This is a genomic window from Pusillimonas sp., from assembly GCF_044464525.1.
Lineage (GTDB): Bacteria > Pseudomonadota > Gammaproteobacteria > Burkholderiales > Burkholderiaceae_B > Pusillimonas.
Genome location: NZ_JBIQLE010000044.1, coordinates 1 through 20594, shown reverse-complemented (window position 1 = coordinate 20594; position 20594 = coordinate 1). Strand labels below are relative to the sequence as shown.

The 20594-nt window shown below is 59.2% G+C and carries 19 protein-coding genes and 1 other RNA gene; 3 read left to right on the top strand and 17 right to left on the bottom strand.

Annotation, left to right across the window (positions count from 1 at the left end):
* Positions 1–198: 198 nt before the first annotated feature.
* The 13 genes from rfaD to gyrA form a co-directional block, all read right to left on the bottom strand.
* Positions 199–1194 carry an ADP-glyceromanno-heptose 6-epimerase gene (gene rfaD, locus ACIY1O_RS16385; protein ID WP_397476170.1) on the bottom strand — a complete coding sequence of 332 codons (996 nt, stop codon included), beginning with the start codon at positions 1192–1194 and terminating at the stop codon, positions 199–201.
* Positions 1191–2120, bottom strand: a complete 930-nt coding sequence (rfaE1, locus tag ACIY1O_RS16380) for a D-glycero-beta-D-manno-heptose-7-phosphate kinase (RefSeq protein ID WP_397476169.1) — start codon at positions 2118–2120, stop codon at positions 1191–1193. The genes rfaD and rfaE1 overlap by 4 nt, the downstream gene beginning before the upstream one ends.
* Positions 2117–3334, bottom strand: a complete 1218-nt coding sequence (gene lapB, locus ACIY1O_RS16375) for a lipopolysaccharide assembly protein LapB (protein ID WP_397476168.1) — start codon at positions 3332–3334, stop codon at positions 2117–2119. The genes rfaE1 and lapB overlap by 4 nt, the downstream gene beginning before the upstream one ends.
* 30 nt (positions 3335–3364) lie before the next feature.
* Complete coding sequence (locus tag ACIY1O_RS16370; protein WP_397476167.1) at positions 3365–3691, bottom strand: LapA family protein; 327 nt, start codon at positions 3689–3691, stop codon at positions 3365–3367.
* Between the two features lie 183 nt (positions 3692–3874).
* Positions 3875–4363, bottom strand: a complete 489-nt coding sequence (locus ACIY1O_RS16365; RefSeq protein WP_397476166.1) for a RidA family protein — start codon at positions 4361–4363, stop codon at positions 3875–3877.
* Between the two features lie 209 nt (positions 4364–4572).
* Complete coding sequence (locus ACIY1O_RS16360) at positions 4573–4947, bottom strand: integration host factor subunit beta (RefSeq protein ID WP_397476165.1); 375 nt, start codon at positions 4945–4947, stop codon at positions 4573–4575.
* 6 nt (positions 4948–4953) lie between these two features.
* Entirely contained in the window at positions 4954–6669 is a 1716-nt protein-coding gene (gene rpsA / locus ACIY1O_RS16355; protein ID WP_397476164.1) for a 30S ribosomal protein S1, read from the bottom strand.
* Between the two features lie 93 nt (positions 6670–6762).
* Positions 6763–7458: a (d)CMP kinase gene (cmk, locus tag ACIY1O_RS16350; protein WP_397476163.1), complete on the bottom strand. Its 696-nt coding sequence runs from the start codon at positions 7456–7458 to the stop codon at positions 6763–6765.
* On the bottom strand, positions 7455–8777 hold the full coding sequence (aroA, locus tag ACIY1O_RS16345; protein ID WP_397476162.1) for a 3-phosphoshikimate 1-carboxyvinyltransferase: 1323 nt from the start codon (positions 8775–8777) through the stop codon (positions 7455–7457). Before aroA ends, cmk begins: the two co-directional genes overlap by 4 nt.
* Positions 8774–9688 carry a prephenate dehydrogenase gene (locus ACIY1O_RS16340; protein WP_397476161.1) on the bottom strand — a complete coding sequence of 305 codons (915 nt, stop codon included), beginning with the start codon at positions 9686–9688 and terminating at the stop codon, positions 8774–8776. Before ACIY1O_RS16340 ends, aroA begins: the two co-directional genes overlap by 4 nt.
* Before the next feature lie 10 nt (positions 9689–9698).
* On the bottom strand, positions 9699–10784 hold the full coding sequence (gene pheA, locus ACIY1O_RS16335; protein ID WP_397476160.1) for a prephenate dehydratase: 1086 nt from the start codon (positions 10782–10784) through the stop codon (positions 9699–9701).
* The gene (gene serC / locus ACIY1O_RS16330; RefSeq protein ID WP_397476159.1) at positions 10777–11904 is read right to left on the bottom strand and encodes a 3-phosphoserine/phosphohydroxythreonine transaminase; all 1128 of its coding nucleotides are present in this window, start codon (positions 11902–11904) and stop codon (positions 10777–10779) included. The genes pheA and serC overlap by 8 nt, the downstream gene beginning before the upstream one ends.
* Positions 11904–14633, bottom strand: coding sequence for a DNA gyrase subunit A (gene gyrA, locus ACIY1O_RS16325; RefSeq protein ID WP_397476158.1), 2730 nt, complete (start codon positions 14631–14633; stop codon positions 11904–11906). Before gyrA ends, serC begins: the two co-directional genes overlap by 1 nt.
* Before the next feature lie 421 nt (positions 14634–15054).
* Between gyrA and ompA the strand changes: the two genes are divergently transcribed.
* The 3 genes from ompA to gph all read left to right on the top strand — a co-directional run bounded on the left by ompA (position 15055) and on the right by gph (position 17296).
* Complete coding sequence (gene ompA, locus ACIY1O_RS16320) at positions 15055–15636, top strand: outer membrane protein OmpA (RefSeq protein WP_397476157.1); 582 nt, start codon at positions 15055–15057, stop codon at positions 15634–15636.
* 122 nt (positions 15637–15758) lie between these two features.
* On the top strand, positions 15759–16484 hold the full coding sequence (ubiG, locus tag ACIY1O_RS16315; protein WP_397476156.1) for a bifunctional 2-polyprenyl-6-hydroxyphenol methylase/3-demethylubiquinol 3-O-methyltransferase UbiG: 726 nt from the start codon (positions 15759–15761) through the stop codon (positions 16482–16484).
* A 149-nt stretch (positions 16485–16633) separates the two neighbouring features.
* Positions 16634–17296, top strand: a complete 663-nt coding sequence (gene gph / locus ACIY1O_RS16310) for a phosphoglycolate phosphatase (RefSeq protein WP_397476155.1) — start codon at positions 16634–16636, stop codon at positions 17294–17296.
* 109 nt (positions 17297–17405) lie between these two features.
* Here the strand turns inward: gph and ssrA are convergent.
* The 4 genes from ssrA to ACIY1O_RS16290 all read right to left on the bottom strand — a co-directional run.
* Positions 17406–17771, bottom strand: a transfer-messenger RNA (tmRNA) gene (ssrA, locus tag ACIY1O_RS16305).
* 304 nt (positions 17772–18075) lie between these two features.
* On the bottom strand, positions 18076–18285 hold the full coding sequence (locus ACIY1O_RS16300; RefSeq protein WP_397476154.1) for a cold-shock protein: 210 nt from the start codon (positions 18283–18285) through the stop codon (positions 18076–18078).
* A 180-nt stretch (positions 18286–18465) separates the two neighbouring features.
* Positions 18466–20205, bottom strand: a complete 1740-nt coding sequence (locus ACIY1O_RS16295; RefSeq protein WP_397476153.1) for an alpha/beta fold hydrolase — start codon at positions 20203–20205, stop codon at positions 18466–18468.
* Positions 20206–20345: 140 nt separating this feature from the next.
* A partial coding sequence (locus tag ACIY1O_RS16290) for an SRPBCC domain-containing protein (protein ID WP_397476152.1) occupies positions 20346–20594 on the bottom strand: 249 nt, incomplete at its 5' end.

Below are 20594 nucleotides of genomic sequence, written 5' to 3'. Positions count from 1 at the left end.
CACCGGTCCGACGCCGCGAGTTCTGCGAGCGCCCCGAAATGGCAAGGTGCGAGGGTAGCCCGGCAAAGCCGGGCCGCAGGGAGCGGCGCCCAAAATACCCGCCCGCCACACGCCGCCTAAAGAACCTAAGCCGTCAGCAATACCCGCTGCAACACGCCGAGGGCGACAGGCGGCCGACCATCGGCAAAGACGGGGGTTTCAAATACGCCCCTGCTTCAACAGCGCTCGCACATACTCCGCCACCCCCGTCTGCACATCCTTGAACTCCTGCGCAAACCCCGCAGCCCGCAAGCGCCCAAGATCAGCCTGCGTATGGCTTTGATAACGCCCTTTCAGATCATCAGGAAAATCAATGTAGCGAAGAAGCTTCTTCTCGACCAGTTCTTCCAGCGACAGCGCCTCATGTCCCGACGCCCCGCGCAAAGTGTTGACCACCGTGGACGCCACATCGTTAAAAGGCTGCGCACGACCCGTTCCGCAGTTGAAGATGCCCGATACCTCGGGATGATCAAGAAAATGCAGGTTCACATCCACCACATCATCCACATGGATGAAGTCGCGCATCTGCCCCCCGCTCGCATATCCATCCCAGCCACCGAACAACCGCACATGGCCTTCGGCCCGGAACTGGTTCATATTGTGGAAGGCCACCGACGCCATGCGCCCCTTGTGTTGCTCATTGGGACCGTACACATTGAAATAACGCAAGCCCACCACTGGCGCAGACAGACTTTTCAGATGGCGCCTAAGCACCTGGTCGAACAAAAACTTTGAATAGCCGTAGACATTCAAGGGCGACTCGTAGAGCAGATCTTCGATATAGGCCGGCCCCGCCCCATACACAGCCGCCGACGACGCATACAGCAAGGGAATCTTGTGCTTCTGCGCATAGTGGAAAATCTCGAGCGTCACACGATAGTTATTGTCCAGCATGTACTTGCCGTTGCGCTCAGTGGTATCGGAGCACGCGCCTTGATGCAGTATCGCTTGTACGCTCGGCAAACGGCCCTGGGCCAGGCGCAGGCGAAATTCGTCCTTGTCCATGTAGTCGGAAATCTGGCCGTCGACCAAATTGACGAATTTGTCGCCCTCGGTAAGGTCGTCCACCGCCAAGATGTCCGTATGGCCGCGTCGGTTCAGGCCACGCACCAAGTTGCTGCCAATGAATCCGGCCGCCCCCGTTACCACTATCATGTTAATTCTCCTGCCGTCACAACAGACGTTCCAAGTTTTCCGACCACCGCTCCGCCGGCCCGATTGGCCCACTTGACCGCTTCAAACCAGTCAAGGCCCGCAGCCCGCGTTACCGCCAGCGCGGCCAGCACCGTATCACCGGCGCCCGAGACATCAAACACCTCGTGGGCCTGGGCATCCACATGCTGGCGACCCAGCGCGCTGAACAGCGTCATGCCCTGCTCGGAACGCGTCACCAGCAAGGCCTCGAGCGACAGTTCGGTGCGCAGCTTCTGGGCGCGTTCCTCGAGCTCGGCCTCGGTTTGCCAGCGTCCCACCGCGTCGGCCATCTCGGCGCGATTGGGCGTAATGATGGTGGCGCCTTCGTAACGCCGGTAAACGTGCCCCTTGGGGTCGACAAGCACCGGCAAACCGGCTTCCCGAGCCAGTTGGATCAAGCCTTCAACGCGCGCCAACGCACCCTTGGCGTAATCCGACAGCACCAGCATGTCGTGCCCCGCCAGCAACGAAGCGATATCGTTGTGCAGGGCGTCCAGGCAGTTTCCATTAGGGTTCTCTTCGAAATCGACCCGCAACAGTTGCTGCTGCCGCCCCATTACCCGCATCTTGAGAGTGGTAGGCAGGTTCGGTTCCGTCACCAGGCGCGGATTTATGCCTTCTTTCCGTGCCAGGTCTTCAATCTGACCGCCGGCTTCGTCGTCGCCGACGATGCCCACCAGTGTCGCCTGCGCGCCCAGTGAAACAATGTTGCGCGCTACGTTGGCCGCGCCACCCAGACGGTCTTCGCGCCGAGCCACGCGCACCACCGGCACCGGCGCCTCGGGAGATATACGTTCGACCTCACCGAACCAGTAACGGTCGAGCATCAGGTCGCCCACCACCAGCACGCGAACACGGGCGGCGGCCTCGAAGGGAAACGCGTTCATGCGAGCTCCTCGATGCGCCTTGGCTGGTAGGTTTCCCATGAATTGCAGCCCGGGCATTGCCAATAGAAGTGCCTGGCTTCGAAACCACACACGCTGCAGGCATAGCGGTCGAGCCGCTGGGTATGCTTATGGATGAGGGAGCGCAGCAGGCCCAGGTCGGAATCAGGCGCCATATTGGGCCCTGGCGGTGTCGTACCCGACGCCAACTCCACCTCGAGCAGACGATCCAGCCCCAGTAACGTGGGATGGGCGCGCAGTGCGTCGCGGGCAAATTCCCAGGCGGGCTCATAGCCGTCTTGCGCACGCAGCTCGCGGAATATGACGTTGAAAACGTCAAGCGCCGGGTAACGCATGTAATGCGCCGTCAACACCTTGAGCCCCTGTGGGGCCTGCCCGAGGCTGCGGTAGCTTTCAAGCAGTTGCTCGGCGATCAGGCCGGCGTACTCGGGCGCTGTGCCAAGCACCGACTCAAGATACATCCGCTCGCGCTCCCGGCTGTTGTCATAACGAGCAACGCTTGCCCGCAACATGGCGATACGGGCTTCTGATGCATGCCCGCGCTGCTGGCCGCGCAAGGCATGGGCGGCATTGTCGGCGGCATCCAGCGCCGCGCCGGCCGTCACAAGATCGGGCGGCTTCACTGACAACGCAGCTTGCGCTTGCTCGCATTGATAGTGAACCAATTGAGGCACCGGCTCGTCGACCAGACCCCGCAAGCGTTTGACGGCCTCGATCGCGCGGGGCCAGTCGTGCTCCGACTCGTAGATGCGGATCAAAGCTCGTACCGCTGGCACCGCAAAGCGAGTGTCGAGCACTTGCTGGAAAGCCTGCTCGGCACGGTCGAGCATCCCTGCCTTGAGAAAATCCTGACCCAGCTCGTGCATTGCGTGCTCACGCTCTTCTTGGGGAAGATCGGCTCTGGATAACAAGCTTTGGTGCACCCGAATAGCGCGTTCCATTTCGCCGCGCCTTCGAAAAAGGCTGCCCAGCGCAAAATGCAACTCAGTTGTTTCGGGGTCGAGCTTTGCAACCTCAACAAACGCGTCAATGGCTCGATCCGGCTCTTCGTTAAGAATGAAGTTAAGCCCCTTGAAATACGAATTGGGCAGATTGCGGGTTTCGGACAGCATCTGGCGTATGTCTACTCTTGCCGCGATCCAGCCGAGCGCAAAAATCACCGGCACCAATATCAACCACCACGGTTCAAAATCCACTGTATCGACCTCGAAAAAACTCGGCTGTGCTTACAGCGGGGCCAAAGGCGCGATGGTGTCGGGCGAGACGGCCGTATCGGCTGGTACCGCGTCGCGCGCCGCAGCTTCGCGCATGCGCTGAAGCTCGCGCCGCAGGCGCGCCGCCTCGCGACGCCTGCGCATCGAAGCGGGCAACAGCACCAGCACCGCGCACAATGCTCCCGCCGCGAACGCGATCAGCATGACGACGATTAGTGGAACGGCGGTAATGACGTGATCGGCATAAAGACCTACGTCGACCGGTTCGGTGTTTTTCAGTGCGAACAGCAGGACCAGAACGAACACCACCAGGCGCACTGCCCAGATCACGAAACGCATCACTTGACTCCAAATATCGGGAATATCGCAATTGTAAGGTAATCAGGCCATGCGAGGAGCCAACCTACCCGTAGCGTCGACCCAAAAACGCGCAAGGGGCTGTCGCCATTGACAGCCCCTTCGTTTCCCGGACGACCTGCCTTGTGACTTCCGGACTTGCAGCCGGGCAAATACTGATGAAAGTTATTTGCCGACCACGGCAACCGCATCAATCTCAAACTGCATCACCGGCAGCGCCAGCGCGGGCACTGGCACCAGCGTGGATGCCGGCGCCGAGCGGCCGTCCAGCATCTTGAGCATTGCTTTTTCAAAGATTTCCAAGCGCTCCATCGAGTGATTGACGATGTACACCGTTACCTTGGTGACGTTGGTGATATCGGCGCCGGCGGCTTTAAGGGCCAGTTGCAAATTGGCAAGGGCCTGATCAACCTGCTCGGCGAAATCTTCCGAATATTCGCCTTTCTCGTTGCCACCCCCCTGCCCGGCCGTATAGATGATGCGATCAGACGCATTGGCGGCGGTTGCTTGCGAGTAGCCATGAACAGTGGAATCATACAGGCCGGCGGGCTTGATGTACTCGACGCCGCCGTCGCCCGCCGCCACCGACAGGCTCGCCCACGAACCGATCATTCCCACAACCGCGAACCTGACGAACCTTTGCATGAAAGCCATTTTTATCTCCTGTGTTTTTTGATAATGCAGAAATGCTTACGGACCGGCGAAAGCCGATCCGTAAGCTCATAGTATCAAGTAACCAGAGAATAGTCCCCGTCGGACAAAGGCAGGGAATTGCGCCACCTTACGTCTTCATTAGGGCTGCCTCAAAGAAAAAATACCCCCGGCAAGCCGGGGGTATCTGAACTTGAAGCCTGCAGGGCGCCCTAGCCGAGCATGATTCGGGCGCCGAACCGGCCTTCTCCATCGGGATAGGACACGTCGTCGGTGTCATCGCCCGCCAGCTTGTTTGCGGCGTCGAACGCCGCATCCACCCTTTCACGCAACTCTTTGCCAGCCTTGAAGTGAGGCACCTGCTTGGCAGGCACCAGCACTTTCTCGCCTGACTTGGGGTTGCGTCCAACACGGGACGAGCGCATCGACAACGAAAAGCTGCCAAAACCGCGTATCTCGATGCGCTGACCATTGACCAGGGCCTGGGTCATGGCATCGAGAATCGTCTTGACGGCGATATCGGTGTCGCGCGCCGCCAATTGAGGGTAGCGGCTAGCGAGCAGCGCGATCAACTCGGACTTAGTCACAAGCGGTTAACCGTCGTCGCGTTGCTGATCGAGCTTCGCCTTGAGCAGCGCACCCAGGTTGGTGGTACCCGAGGAAGCGCTGGCTTCGGTCATGCGCTGAAGCGTATCGGCAGTTTCGGCGTTATCGCGAGCCTTGATCGACAACTGGATCGAACGCGTCTTGCGGTCGACGTTGATAATCATGGCTTCGACATTGGCTCCTTCTTGCAGCACGGTGGTGGCGTCTTCGACACGGCCGGCCGAGATTTCGGAAGCGCGCAGATAACCTTCGACGTCGACCGACAAGGTTACGACCGCGCCCTTGGGCTCGACCGACTTGATGATGCCAGGCACCACAGCGCCCTTGTCGTAGGTGGACACGAAGTTGTTGAACGGATCACCGTCAAGCTGCTTGATGCCCAGCGAGATGCGCTCTTTGTCGGTATCGATGCCAAGCACAACCGCGTCGATCTCGTCGCCCTTCTTGAAGTTGCGGACAGCTTCTTCGCCGGAGTCGGTCCAGGACAGGTCGGACAAGTGGACGAGGCCGTCGATGCCGCCAGGCAGGCCGACGAACACGCCGAAGTCGGTGATGGACTTGATGGCGCCGCGAACTTTATCGCCACGCTTGAAGTTGATGGAGAACTCTTCCCAGGGGTTGGCGCGGCACTGCTTCATGCCCAGCGAGATGCGGCGACGGTCTTCGTCGATCTCGAGGACCATGACTTCGACTTCTTCGCCCAGGGTGACCACCTTGCGGGGATCGACGTTCTTGTTGGTCCAGTCCATTTCGGAGACGTGCACCAGGCCTTCGATACCGGCTTCGACTTCGACAAACGCGCCGTAGTCGGTAAGGTTGGTAACCTTGCCGAACAGGCGGGTGCCTTGCGGGTAGCGGCGAGCCAGGCCGACCCAGGGGTCTTCGCCCAATTGCTTGACGCCCAGCGACACGCGGCTTTTTTCCTGGTCGAACTTAAGGACTTTGGCTTCGATCTCTTCGCCGACCTGAAGCACTTCGGACGGGTGGCGAACACGGCGCCATGCCATGTCGGTGATGTGCAGCAGACCATCGATGCCGCCCAGGTCGACGAACGCGCCGTAGTCGGTGATGTTCTTGACCACACCCTTGACCACTGCGCCTTCGTGCAGGGTTTCGAGCAGCTTTTCGCGCTCTTCGCCCATGCTGGCCTCGAGCACGGCACGGCGCGACAACACGACGTTGTTGCGCTTGCGATCGAGCTTGATGACCTTGAATTCGTGGGTTTTACCTTCGTACGGCGTGGTGTCCTTGACGGGGCGCAGGTCGACCAGCGAGCCGGGCAAGAACGCGCGGATGCCGTTGGTCATGACGGTAAGGCCGCCTTTGACCTTGCCGGTGATGGTGCCGTTGACCAGCTCGCCGGACTCGAGCGCCTGCTCGAGTTGCAGCCAGGCCGACAGGCGCTTGGCGCGGTCGCGCGACAGGATGGTATCGCCGTAGCCGTTTTCGAGCGAATCGATGGCAACCGACACGAATGCGCCGGCTTCGACTTCGAGCTCGCCTTGATCGTTAAGAAATTCTTCGACGGGAATGAGCGCTTCGGATTTGAGACCGGCGTTGACCACGACAAAATTGTGGTCGATGCGCACGACTTCGGCCGAGATGACCTCGCCCGATTTCATGTCCTGGTTTTTAAGGCTTTCGGCAAACAGGTCGGCGAAGCTTTCGCCGCCAGTGGCGGCAGTTGTTGGGATGGAAGACATTAAGATAAGTCCATTAGCCGGGATGGCTGTTAAAAACACACCAGGGAATGCAACCCCAGTGGAGTGGGAAAACCCGAAACCGTATCTTGGCTGCTAGTTTCGGGAACTGGCTTTCGATGCGGGGCTGTTGGACCACAGATCGAGTACTGCATTGACCGTTTCATCAATGGATAAACTGGATGAATCGATCAGATTCGCATCAGGCGCGGCACAAAGCGGCGCGTTGCTGCGGTTGCGGTCGCGCGCATCGCGCGCTTCCATATCCTTCATGAGGTTTGCTAGATTAGCAGAAAAACCCTTTTCCTTCAACTGCTTACATCTTCTTTCAGCGCGGGCGGCAACGTTGGCCTCGAGAAAAATCTTGAGTTGCGCATCGGGAAACACCACAGTGCCCATATCACGTCCATCGGCCACCAGGCCGGGCCCGCAGCGAAACGCACGCTGTCGGGCCAGCAAGGCGTTTCGCAACGGCATCTGCGGAGCGATTCTGGACGCCAGATTCCCCACCTCTTCTTCGCGTATGCGTTCTGTGACGTCATGGCCGTCAAGCCAGATACGTTCATCCTGGAACTTCACATTCAGACTGCGCGCCACTTCGGCGACGACGGCTTCATCGCCGGGGTCCACCCCTTTTTCAATGCAGGCCAAGGCGCTAAGTCGATAAAGAGCCCCGCTATCCAGCACCGACCACCCCAGCAACTGGGCCACGCGGTGGGCAATGGTGCCCTTGCCCGATGCGGTGGGCCCGTCGATAGTGATGACCGGCGTACAAAAAGGGACAGCGTTCATGCCGAGACCATCCCTTGGAATACTGAAAAATAGTCTGGAAAGGTCTTGCTGACGCAGTCGGGGTCTTCAATGACGATGGAACGCGGCCCAAAGGCGGCCAGGGAAAAGCACATGGCCATGCGGTGGTCGTCGTACGTGGCGATGCTGGCTTCGCGCCAGTGGGCGCGCTCCAGCGGATACACACGCAGCCAATCGTCGCCTTGTTCGATCTTTGCACCCAGCTTGCCCAACTCGGTGGCCATGGCATGGATGCGGTCGGTTTCTTTGACACGCCAGCTTCCGATGTTGCGCAAGGTACACGGACCGTCGGCGTACAACGCCAGAGTGGCCGCCGTCATCGCCGCGTCGGGAATGAGGTTGAAGTCTTCATCAAAGGCCTTCAGCCTGCCGCCATCGGCCACTCGCACGCCCGAAACCTCTATCGAGTTTTCATGCCATGCAACGTCTGCACCCATGGATTGCAAGGTGTCTGCGAAGGCGACGTCGCCCTGTATGCTGCGTGAACCCACCCCATGAATATGGACAGGCCCCCCGCCTATTGCGCCCAAAGCCATGAAATACGAAGCGGAAGAGGCATCACCCTCGATCGAGACGGAGCCGGGTGCGCGGTAGGCTGCGGTCGCCGGTATCGTGAAGCGCTGCCAGCCTTCGCATTTGACATCGACCCCGAAGCGCGCCATAAGGTTAAGGGTGATAAGGATATAAGGCCGCGAGATAAGCACGCCATCCACCTCAATGACCAAGTCGCGGCCGGTGGCGGCCGTATAGATGGGCCCAGCCATCAGCAAGGCGGTCAGGAACTGGCTGGAAACCGACCCCTTGATATGGATCGGCGTGTCGGCGCCCAAACTGCCCCGGCTGATGGCAAGCGGCGGATAGCCCTCGGAGCCCAGGTAGTCCACCTTGGCTCCGGCCTGCCTCAAGGCATCGACCAAGTCTCCGATAGGCCGCTCGTGCATACGGGGAATGCCCGACAATCGGTAGTCTCCCCCCATGAAAGCCAGCGCGGCAGTCAATGGGCGAAAAGCGGTGCCCGCGTTGCCCAGGAAAAGCTCGGCGGCCTGCTTGCGAAAGGGGCTTCCGCCCTCGATCTGAAGCGTGCTGACATCGATTTCAGTCAGGGAAACATCAAGCTCGTGAAGGGATTCCAGCATGACACGGGTATCATCCGAGTCGAGCAGACCTTCAACCCGCGTAACGCCTTGCGCCAGCGCGGCCAGCAACAAAACACGATTGGAAATACTTTTAGAACCCGGCAGCCTTACGTCGCCCTTGGCGGCGGTAAGGGGCTGCAACAACAAGCTGGTGTCAGCGGTCATGGACGGCTCCTGCTACCCCAGAAACGGCGCGCCAGCGCCGCACGTTCAAGAAAATCATACAGGCCCTGGGCATCGTCGTCGCGCAGGGTTTGCTCAGCGCGCTCCAGGGCTTGTCGAAAGTGGGCCAGCTCTGCCAACACGGCCTCGCGGTTAGCCAGAAAGATGTCTCGCCACATTTCGGGCGAACCGGCGGCAATACGGGTGAAATCGCGAAAACCTGTTCCCGCAAGACCCATGCGCTGATCGGAATCAGCCGCGGCCGCTACTTGGCCCATGAAGACAGAGGCCAAAAAATGCGGCACGTGGCTGACGGAGGCCAGCGCTGCATCGTGCGCTTCGGGCTGCATGTTCACAACACGCGCGCCGCACGCCTCCCAGGCCCGCCGCAAGCGCAGCCGATCGGCCTCGCTATTTTCGGGAAACGGAGTCAGCACCACGGTGCATCCCTGATAGAGATCGGCGCGGGCGGCATCGGGGCCGGTGGCTTCGGCTCCGGCAATGGGGTGCCCGGGTATGAACTGGCCGATGCGCCCGCCCAGGGCTTGGCGCGCGGCCTGCGCCACGTCGGCTTTGGTGCTGCCCGCGTCGGTAAGCAAGGTATCGGCGCGCAAATGCGGCGCCATGCGGGAAAGAACGGCGCCCGTCGCCCCCACCGGCATCGACAGCAGGATCAAATCGGCCGTGGCGGCCGCTTCTTCAAGCGTGACCGCCTTGTCGATCAGCCCCAGGCGCTGAGCCTGATTCAGAGTTTGCGGCCGGCGGCCGGCGCCCAATACGGTCACCGCAGGATCGGCCCGGCGTAAAGCAGCTGCGAACGAGCCGCCTATGAGGCCGACGCCCACCACCGCCAGCACGCGGGCCACAGGCGAGGAAGAGGACGACGAAGCAGGCCTGGGGTCGGTAGAGCTCATGCCGGCCGGCCTATTGCATGGGATAAGAGCCCAGCACCTTGAAGAACGCGGCGCGCTCTTTCAAGGCCGCCAGGGCGCGGACCACGGGCGCGTCGTCGCAATGACCAATAATGTCGACATAGAAATAGTATTCCCACTGTCCGGTGCGTGCGGGCCGGGATTCGAGCCGGCTCATGGACACGCCGTTGTCGGCCAGGGGCGACAATATGTCGTGCACCGCGCCAGGCCGGTTTGGCACGGCCAGTATCAGGCTGGTCTTGTCGTGTCCGCTGGCGGAAGGTTCCATCGTTCCAACAGCCAGGAACCGGGTACGGTTCTGAGGGTCGTCCTGAATTCCAGACGCTGCAATCTGAAGACCCCAAGCCTCAGCTGCCATGCTGCCGGCGATGGCCGCCACGGCAGGATCTTCTGAGGCGATGCGTGCCGCCTCGGCATTACTGGAGGCCGCATCGCGCGTAACGGCCGGATAGTGCCGCGACAACCAGCCCTGACACTGCGCCAAGGCTTGCGGGTGCGCCATCACACGAGTTACGCCGTCCATGGAACCAGACTGCGTCATCAGACAATGATGAATACTTAGCGAACGCTCGCCCAGCACTTTCAGGGGAGAGTTCAACAGCAGGTCGAGACTGCGATTAACGGCGCCTTCAGTGGAGTTTTCAACCGGTACCATGCCGACATTGGCCTGGCCTGCCTCAACCGCCCGAAAGACCTCATCGAACGAATCACAGCGCAGCTTTTCAATGCTTTGGCCAAACTGCTCAATTGCCGCCTGTTCCGAAAAGGAACCCTGTGGCCCAAGATAGGCAACCACCAGCGGGCTTTCAAGCCCGCGGCACACAGAAATGATTTCGCCCCAGACCGCCGCAATACCCGCTTCGGTAAAGGGGCCTTGGTTGGCCTCTTGCAGGCTGCGAATAAGCGCCGCCTCGCGCTCGGGCTTGAGGACGGGTCCGTCGGCATCGACATCCTGCTTGACTTCGCCCACCTTCAAGGCCAGGTTCGCCCGCTGGTTGAGCAGGTGGAGGATTTGGCGATCGGTCTCGTCGATCTGTTCGCGCAAAGGCGCCAGCCTACTTTGCAATACTTTATCCATGGCGTTCTTCGAAGTCGTGCATAAAGTCGACCAGTGCTTGCACGCCGGCCAAGGGCATGGCGTTGTAGATCGACGCCCGCATGCCACCCACGCTTTTGTGACCTTTTAGCGCAAGCAGGCCGGCCTGTTCGGATTCAGCCAAAAATACGCTGTTGAGCGACTCGTCGGCCAGGATGAAAGGCACGTTCATGCGCGAGCGCACAGGCCGATGCACCGGATTGGAATAGAAGGCGGATTGCTCCAGATAACCGTACAGCAGTTCGGCCTTGGCGATGTTTTCGGCTTCAATGGCGGCCAGCCCGCCGCGCTTCTTCAGCCATTTGAACACCAGCCCGGCCACATAGATGGCATAGGTGGGCGGCGTGTTGAACATCGAGTCGGCCTGGGCCACGTTGGCGTAATCAAGCGGAGATGGGCAGACCGGCGAGGCATGGCCAAGCAGATCGCGCCGGATGATGACCAGGGTGACCCCGGCCGGCCCCGCATTTTTTTGGGCGCCCGCATACATGAGGCCCACACGCGAAAAATCGACGGGCCGCGACAATATGTGCGAGGACGCGTCTATAACCAGTGGAACCTCGGGAGCGCCCAGGCGGGCCATGTCAGGCCAGTCGGTAAACTCGACACCGCCTATGGTTTCGTTGCTGCACAGGTGCAAATAGGCAGCGTCCGCACGCACGCGCCAGGTATCAATGGAGGGAAACCATGTCCAGGCGGCATATTGCTTGCCATCAAGTTGCGCAGGCTCGCCGCTGCTTCCGGCAACGGCGATGTCACCGTAGCGCCCCGCCTCTTTGAACGACTTGTTCGACCAAGAGCCCGACAGCAGGTAATCGGCCTTGCCCGAGCCATTGCGCCCGATGAGATTAAGCGGAATCAGAGCGTTCTGAGCGGTGGCGCCCCCCTGCATGAACAGCACAGCAAAATCGTCGGGCACCGACAGCAATTCACGCAGATCGGCCTCGGCCTCATCACGGATCTGCATATAGTGCTTTCCGCGATGGCTCATTTCCATCACCGATACGCCGCTTCCGTGCCAGTTGGTCATTTCGGCGGCGGCTTGTTGCAAAACCTCAAGCGGCAGAGCGGACGGCCCCGCCGCGAAATTCCAAGGCCGCATCAATCGTCCTCCTGGCCGGCGCCGGCGTCATCCGAGTCGGCTGCGTCATCGGAGTCGGCTGCGTCAGGCCCGGATGCGGAAGAATCGCCCAAGGAAGCACCTGCGTCGGAGGCTTCGTCGGCGCCGACTGATTCGGCATCCGCCTCGTCGTCAATGTCGGCGTCGCTTTCGACCACGCGGCGTACGCCGGACAAAGTGCTGTCCTCATCCACGTTGATAAGGGTGACGCCCTGCGTAGCACGGCCCATTTCGCGGATTTCGGAGACTCGCGTGCGAACCAGCACGCCCGCGGTGGTGATAAGCATGATTTCGTCCGCAGGCTCAACCAGCACCGCCCCCACCACTTTGCCGTTGCGGGCGGAGGTCTGGATGGCGATCATGCCTTTGGTGCCTCGGCCGTGGCGGGTGTATTCCACAATGGAGGTACGCTTGCCAAAGCCGTTCTCGGTGGCCGTGAGCACGCTTTGCGTTTCATCGCCGGCAACCAGCATCGAAATGACTTGCTGCCCTTCTTCGAGCGACATGCCCCGCACCCCGCGGGCCGTACGACCCATGGGCCGCACGTCGTTTTCGTCGAAACGCACTGCCTTGCCGCTGTCAGAGAACAACATGACGTCGTGCTTGCCATCGGTAAGGTCGGCGCCGATAAGGTAATCGCCCTCGTCAAGGGCCACGGCGATGATGCCGGCCTTGCGTGGGTTGGAAAAGTCGGACAGAGGTGTCTTCTTGACCGTGCCGCGCGAAGTAGCCATGAACACGTAGTGGTCTTCGCTGAATTCCTTGACAGCCAGCACCACGGTGATCTTCTCGCCGTCTTCGAGCGGGAACATGTTGACGATGGGTCGGCCGCGCGCACCGCGTGAACCTTGCGGAACTTCCCAAACCTTGAGCCAGTACACCCGCCCACGATCAGAGAAGCACAACAGGAAGTCGTGCGTGTTGGCGATGAAAAGCTGGTCGATCCAGTCGTTTTCCTTCATGGTGGTGGCCTGTCGGCCACGACCACCACGCTTCTGAGCGCGGTATTCGGATAAGGGCTGGCTCTTGATATAGCCGGTTTGCGACAGTGTCACCACCATGTCCATGGGGGTGATGAGGTCTTCGGTGTCGAGTTCGGTTGCATTGTGCTCGATCTCGGAACGGCGTGTATCTTTGGTGTTGGTGCTGTAGTCGGTCTTCAGGGCCTGCAGTTCGTCGCTGATGATGGTGGTGACGCGCTCGGGGCGGGCCAGGATATCAAGCAGGTCGGCGATGGTGTCCATAACCTCTTTGTACTCGCCGACAATCTTGTCCTGCTCAAGGCCGGTAAGGCGCTGCAAGCGCATATTAAGGATTTCTTGCGCCTGGACATCGCTAAGCCGGTACTGACCGTTGTCTTGCATGCCAAAATCGGCATCCAGCCCTTCGGGCCGGTAGGCACTGCTACCGCCGGGCGTCTGACCCTGGTCGGCACGCTGCAACATCTCGCGCACCAAAGAAGAATCCCAGTTGCGCGCCATGAGCTCTTGGCGGGCGACCGGCGGCGTGGGAGCTGCCTTGATAATGGCGATGAAGTCGTCGATATTGGCCAGCGCAACCGCCAGGCCCTCGAGAACGTGGCCCCGATCGCGGGCCTTGCGCAGCTGATACACAGTGCGGCGCGTGACAACCTCGCGGCGGTGCCCCAGGAAATATTGCACCAGTTGCTTCAGGTTGAGCAGGCGCGGCTGGCCGTCGACCAGCGCCACCAAGTTCATTCCGAAAGTGTCTTGAAGCTGGGTGTTCTTATATAGATTGTTGAGAATCACCTCGGGCACTTCGCCGCGCTTCAGCTCAATGACCAGCCGCATGCCGTCTTTGTCGGACTCGTCGCGAATATCGGAGATGCCTTCGATCTTGCGTTCGTTGACCAGCTCGGCAATGCGTTCTTGCAAGGTCTTCTTGTTTACCTGATAGGGCAGCTCATCGACGATAATCGCCTGACGATTGCCTTTTTCCGTGTCTTCAAAGTGCGTCTTGGCGCGCATGATGACGCGGCCGCGCCCGGTACGGTAGCCTTCACGCACACCCGACATGCCATAGATGATGCCGCCGGTGGGAAAGTCGGGGGCTGGAATGAGCTCCATCAGTTCATCTACCGTGCATTCGGGATGGCGCAAGCAGTACAAGCAGCCATCAATCACCTCGGCCAGGTTATGCGGCGGCATATTGGTGGCCATGCCCACGGCAATGCCCGAACTGCCGTTGACCAGCAAATTGGGCAGGCGCGATGGCAGCACCAGAGGCTCTTGCTCGCTACCGTCATAGTTGGGACCAAAATCGACGGTCTCCTGATCAATGTCGGCGAGGAGCTCGTGCGCGATGCGCGCAAGGCGGATTTCGGTGTACCGCATGGCCGCCGCGCTATCGCCGTCGACCGAGCCGAAGTTGCCCTGCCCGTCGACCAGCATGTAACGGAGCGAGAAGTCTTGCGCCATACGAACAATGGTGTCGTAAACGGCGGAATCCCCATGCGGGTGATATTTACCGATTACGTCGCCGACGATACGCGCAGACTTTTTGTAGGCTCGGTTCCAATCATTATTGAGCTCGTGCATGGCGTAGAGCACGCGCCGATGCACTGGTTTGAGACCATCGCGCACATCGGGCAGGGCCCGGCCCACGATCACGCTCATGGCGTAATCGAGATAGCTGCGACGCATCTCCTCTTCCAGCGAAATGGGAAGAGTCTCCTTGGCGTAGGAATCCATAGAGGTGTCTAAAGGTAAATTCGTGAACAGAAACCGAGTACGGGCTAATAGGAAATTCTAGCACTTCCAGGGTAGTCACCTCTAAAGCACCAGGTTTTGCCTGTGGCCCGGCTGATCCGTCATGGCCGGCTCGTCTCCCATGTGATTTCAGAATTTACTTGAACTTTCGAACAGTGTTGCTTAATTCCAACAATAGCTTCAAACTTGGGGTAGAATTTCGCGTATCTGGACTTCAGACAAGGGTCAGGCCTAACTAACGTTGCTGAAATGCCGTAAGATTTGCCCGACAACGCCTGATTTCAGTGCAATTCTTGGATAGAAACCCAGGGCATTGCTATACTGGCTACGGTTACCTTTTATTTACTATGCGGCGGAGGTTCGCTGCGCCACTTTCAGCATCTAGCTCAAAACGAGGAGAAACATGAATAAACCCTCCAAAATCGCATTAGCGCTCGCCATCGCGGCCTTCTCGGCTGCGGGTGCAGTATCCGCGCAAACCATTGACAACTGGCAGAACTCCTCCGGCGACGTCTGGATGAACGGCACCAACGAGCTGTGCTGGCGCAATAACTTCTGGACGCCCGCCACCGGCATCGCCGGGTGTGATGGCGTGCCTGTTGCCCAGCAAACCGAAGTGGTTGCTCCCACTGCCACCAAGGTCGTCCTGAATGCAGACACCTTCTTCGACTTCGACAAAGACACCCTCAAGCCCGAAGGCCGCCAGGTCCTCGACCAAGTCGCTTCGCAGGCTTCCTCCATCAACCTCGAAACCCTGATCGCAGTCGGCCACACCGACTCCATCGGTACCGAGCAGTACAACCAGGGCCTGTCCGAGCGTCGTGCCAACTCGGTCAAGCAATACCTGATCGGCAAGGGCATCGACCCCAACCGCATCTACACCGAAGGCAAGGGCGAACTCCAGCCCGTAGCCAGCAACGCTACGCGCGAGGGCCGTGCCCAGAACCGTCGCGTCGAGATCGAAATCGTCGGTACGCGCCGTTAATATCGCAACTACCGATTACGCCGGGCCTCTGGCCCGACGTTAAACGCTACAATTGGGGCGCCTGTCTTGTACAGGCGCCCTTTTTTTATTGGTGTTCTCGCCTTCCTTATCGAGCCTTGATCATGCCAGCCGCCACGTCATCACCCTCCGTTAACGTCGACCCCTCTGAACTTGAAAAGTTCAGTGCCTTGGCTTCGCGATGGTGGGATCCTGAAAGCGAATTCAAGCCCCTGCACATGATCAACCCCCTGCGCCTGGGATGGATACAAGAAAAAGCAGGCTCGCTTAACGGGCTAGACATACTGGACGTCGGCTGCGGCGGCGGCATTCTGGCCGAGGGCATGGCGGTTGCCGGCGCCAAGGTAACCGGCATCGATTTGGCCGAAAAATCGCTTAAGGTCGCCAAATTGCATGGGCTAGAATCCGGCGTGGCGGTAGATTATCAAGCCATCAGCGCCGAAGACATGGCGGCCGCGCACCCCGGAAAATTCGACGTGGTCACATGCATGGAAATGCTCGAGCACGTGCCCGACCCCGCCTCCATAGTGCGCGCCTGCGGCCAGTTGGTCAAACCTGGCGGATGGGTGTTTTTCTCGACGCTCAATCGCAATGCCAAATCTTTCCTGTTTGCCATTGTGGGCGCCGAATATGTATTGCGCTTGCTGCCGCGCGGCACCCATAACTACGAAAGCTTCGTCAAGCCCCGCGAGCTGGCCGCCGCTGCCCGTGGCGCCGGCCTGTCACCCTGCGCCATGGCCGGTATGGAGTACAACCCCATCACCGACCACTACAAGCTCAGCAACGACACCTCGGTTAACTACCTGATGGCGGCACGGCGCGAAGCATAATGCCCCCCGCCGCCCGTTTGCGAATAATGGGCAAAGTAAGGCCTGCGGATGTGTCCTTGTTTGGTCGAATCCGTTAGGGCCCCAAACCACAAGCCGGGAATCCCCAACAAATAGCCGATCTTGCAGCGCCACCAAGCGATCGTTTACCTATGAACAGACTCGTATTATTCGACTTCGACGGCACATTGGCCGATACCGCCCCCGATCTTGCCGCAGCCGCCAATAAGCAACGCCACCGCAAGGGCCTTCCCCCTCTTCCTTATGAGGCGCTGCGCCCATTGGCCTCACAAGGCGCCCGCGGCCTGTTGCGCGCCAGCCTCGAGATGCACCCTGACCATCCAGAATACGAGCTTTGCAGAACCCAGTTTCTGCAAGACTACGAAGCGGAAATGACCGTCTTGACGACGCTTTTCCCCGGTGTGCCGGAGCTTCTGGGCACGCTCAAGGAAAACGGCTATCGCTGGGGCATAGTCACCAATAAGATGGAATACCTGGCCATACCCATCGTAGAGCACCTGGGCTTGCACATGGAGTGCGTGGTTACAGTCGGCGGCGACACCACAGGGCATTCCAAGCCCCACCCGGAACCTTTGTTGCATGCCGCCCGAGAGGCGGGTGCAGACCCCGCCCACTGCATCTATGTGGGCGACGACGAGCGAGACATCGTGGCCGGCAGAGCCGCCGGCATGCATACCGTGGCGGCCGCATACGGGTATTGCCAAATATCCGAAGTGGCGGCGTGGCAAGCTGACGCCATCGCCCATACGCCCGAAGAGTTGTGGCCCATCATCAACACGCTCTGGCCGCTTTGATGAGCTGACCGGCCGGGCCGGGGTAGAGCCCGGGACTTGCACCCGCAGGAGTGCGCCCCTGCTGGGCGCACAAGAAAAACGCCAAGTATACAAATACTTGGCGTTGAATTGGTGGAGTCGGGGGGAATTGAACCCCCGTCCGCAAGCCGTCCGCAGGCAGTTCTACATGTTTAGTCGGTTAACTTTAAGTTTTAACCTCGGAGCGTGCCAACCAACAGGCCCTTCTTTGGCGATTCACTTTAAGTTTAGGCAAGCGTCCAGTGACCTGACGTATACCGATTCTTTGTAGATGACGCTGCTGTAAGTTTTACCCTACCTGACCCAAAGACAAATCAGTGCAGCGGCTCACCGCTTAAGCGGCCAGAGCGAAACGCTCGTCGTTGGCGTTTGTAGTATTCCAGTGGATTTACGAGCTTACTGGTGCTCGACATGCCCTACGCTGTTTCATGACCCACGTCGAAGCCAGATCGACCCCAGTGGAATGAACATTGTATCTCACAATGCTAACTATTGGACGCTAGTGAAGTGGTTTAGTTCCATCAGCAAAAAGAATGTTGCTGCTGTCGGGGGCAAGATACCTAGCCCGCTTGTGAATAGTGCAAGTTGACATGGACTTGAAGGAATTATTTGACCGCGTCAACCACGACGAGCTGACACAGCACCGGTCGGAAAGTACGCCCCACGGCGGCCCAAACAAAAAAGCCGAACCCAATATTTAAAAGGGTCCGGCTCGTCGTTCAATCACTCGATGTGCTCACCAGTATTGGTGAGCCGAGGGATTAAATCGGTTGAATCATGGTTGCCTGGGGGCCTTTTTGGCCTTGCGCAGCGACAAACGATACGCGTTGGTTTTCTTCGAGGCTTTTATGACCGCTGCCCTGAATGTCGCTATAGTGTGCGAAAAGGTCTTTGCCGCCGGATTCGGGCATGATAAAGCCAAATCCTTTGTCGTTGTTAAACCATTTCACAATGCCGATTTCTGTTTTCAATGTAGATCCTAAAGGTAGAAGGGAAAAATATCCCCATGGACACTATGAGGGCCCAAGCACGATAAAGCCAGCTATGTTACCAAAAGACACACGTTTGCGGCTGGATCATAATCGTGCGCCATATCCCAATGAACTGCAGGATGCGACCGCAAATTCGAAGAAAGCGTCAAGCACCGCTCGCTACCTGATCGCCGACTTCAACTTCTTGACGACCCTCTGCGCTTCGGCCTGGTCCTGATAAGTACTGGAGGCCTCGGAGGTGGCAGCCTGGGGCGCAAGACCGGTGTCTGGCGGACCGTCTTTTGCCAAAGGATGGGCAGCACATGTGGTTTCACGCCCCGGCATGGGCTGGTCGAGCAGATAGCGCGCCACAAGCAGATCAACACACTCATCTTTGTAGGGGTAAAGGCCGTGCGTCATTTCGCCCGGCACATATATCATGTGCGCCTTGGGCAGCTTGGCAAAAGTGGCGCGTGCATGCGGCTCTGGCGTGGCGCCGTCATATTCGGATTGCAACATTAGAACCTGAACGTCGGCCATGGCGCTGATGGACGGCTTTTCAACATCGGCGGGACGCTGCCAATACAAGCAGCTGCGGACATCGTCCGTGGTGACCATGGGGTAGTTTTGATAGATGCTGGTTTCTGCATCGATCCACCATTGCGGGTCAGTGCTGGGCGTCGGGGTGTCGTTGCAGACCACTGCGGTATAAACCGCATCGGGGCCGGCCAGGTAAACCGGTTTTTCCCGCACGTTCTTGTCGATTTTGTTCACGACCCCGTGGGCCAGTTCGCGGAAATAAATGTTGGCTTCTTCGTCGCGGGAAAAGGCATGCGCACCAACAAGCATCCGTAGTTCGTCGATATTGCCGCCCGCCACGCCGTCAGGCAGATGAGGCCGGAAAGGATCTTGATTGAGTTCCCGGGCAACCAGCAACAAGCCAAGGGTTTCAGGGGCGTCCCAGCTGCTGAACAAAGTATGGTACATGAGGCTGGACACAGCTTGCTGCAATACCGGCTGGGTTTGGCCGAGAATATTACGTATGACGTCGACGTTATCGCCCAGCTCGAATATGTCGGGATGCCGGGCTGCGTATGGCGCCAACACGTCGTCAAATGTGCGCGTCAGGGCGGGAGGTTGCAGCAAGGCGGTATCGTGCAGGGTAAGGCTGAAGTCAACAGAACTATCAAGGACCATGCGGCCGACGTTATCCGGGAATACGCTTCCGTACCACGCGCCAAGCCAGGTGCCATATGACCAGCCCATATAGTTGAACTTCTCATCCCCCAGCAATTCGCGAATGAGGTCCATGTCGTGAACCGTTTGCTGCGTGTTGATGTGCTTGGATAAAGGGTTTGCGCCACATGCCTGGGCGATCAATTCAGTATTGCGGAACTGCAATGCGATGTTCTCGTCGGTGCGACCGCTGACGCTGTTGTCAGTGGGAACCAGGGTTTCATCCGACTCGCACACCAATTGCGTGCTGGACCCGAGCCCGCGTGGAGAAAAAGCGACCAGGTCGTAAGTTTGCAGCAGCTTGCGCTGCAAACGTCCGGTTTCGGTGGCGTCAGTGCTTTGCGACCACAACCTGGCCAGCATGACGCCTACGTCTGTGCTATCGGCGCCCGGCCCTCCGGGATTAAGAAAGAGCAGGCGCCGTGTCGCGCCGGTGTGCTCGGCCTGCATGCGCATGACGCCCACCGACAAGTCGCCGTTCTGCGGATGCGCATAGTCAATGGGAGCCAGGATGGAAGCGCACCGGGTACGCTCCTGCACGGAGGCAGGCAGCACCTCGATGTAACTGCCGGCCGGCAAGCCGGCGCAAGACTTCCACTGCACTTCTTTCTGGAGATAGCGTTCCAGCGGGTCGTCGATAGCCCCATCACCGCCACAGGCGGACAGTAGGGCCAATGAAAGCACGGCCCACGCCGGGCGCATACGCCAAAATCGTCTGCCGAACAAAGCTCCGCCCCCGAAAACATTTCAATATGTATGAAAAATATACTATGTTTTTTGTCGGGGGAACAGATAGAGCGTGCTGCCCGCAAAGAAGCCGGCCCTTACTCTGCGGGTATCTCGGGTTCGACCAGACGCGCAAGCAATTCCAATGATTGCTGCCAACCCATGCGGCATGCCTCGGCGGGTATCACGTCGGGCAATCCGGCTTGTTCAACGGTAAGCTCGGTGCCCAGGGATACTGGCCGCAATAAATATGTGGTGAGAATCTCGCCAGGCAGCTTGTCGTCCTCGAAGCTATCCGTGGCGACGACTTTTTCATTGGGTATGAGTTCACGGTACTCACCGCCGAA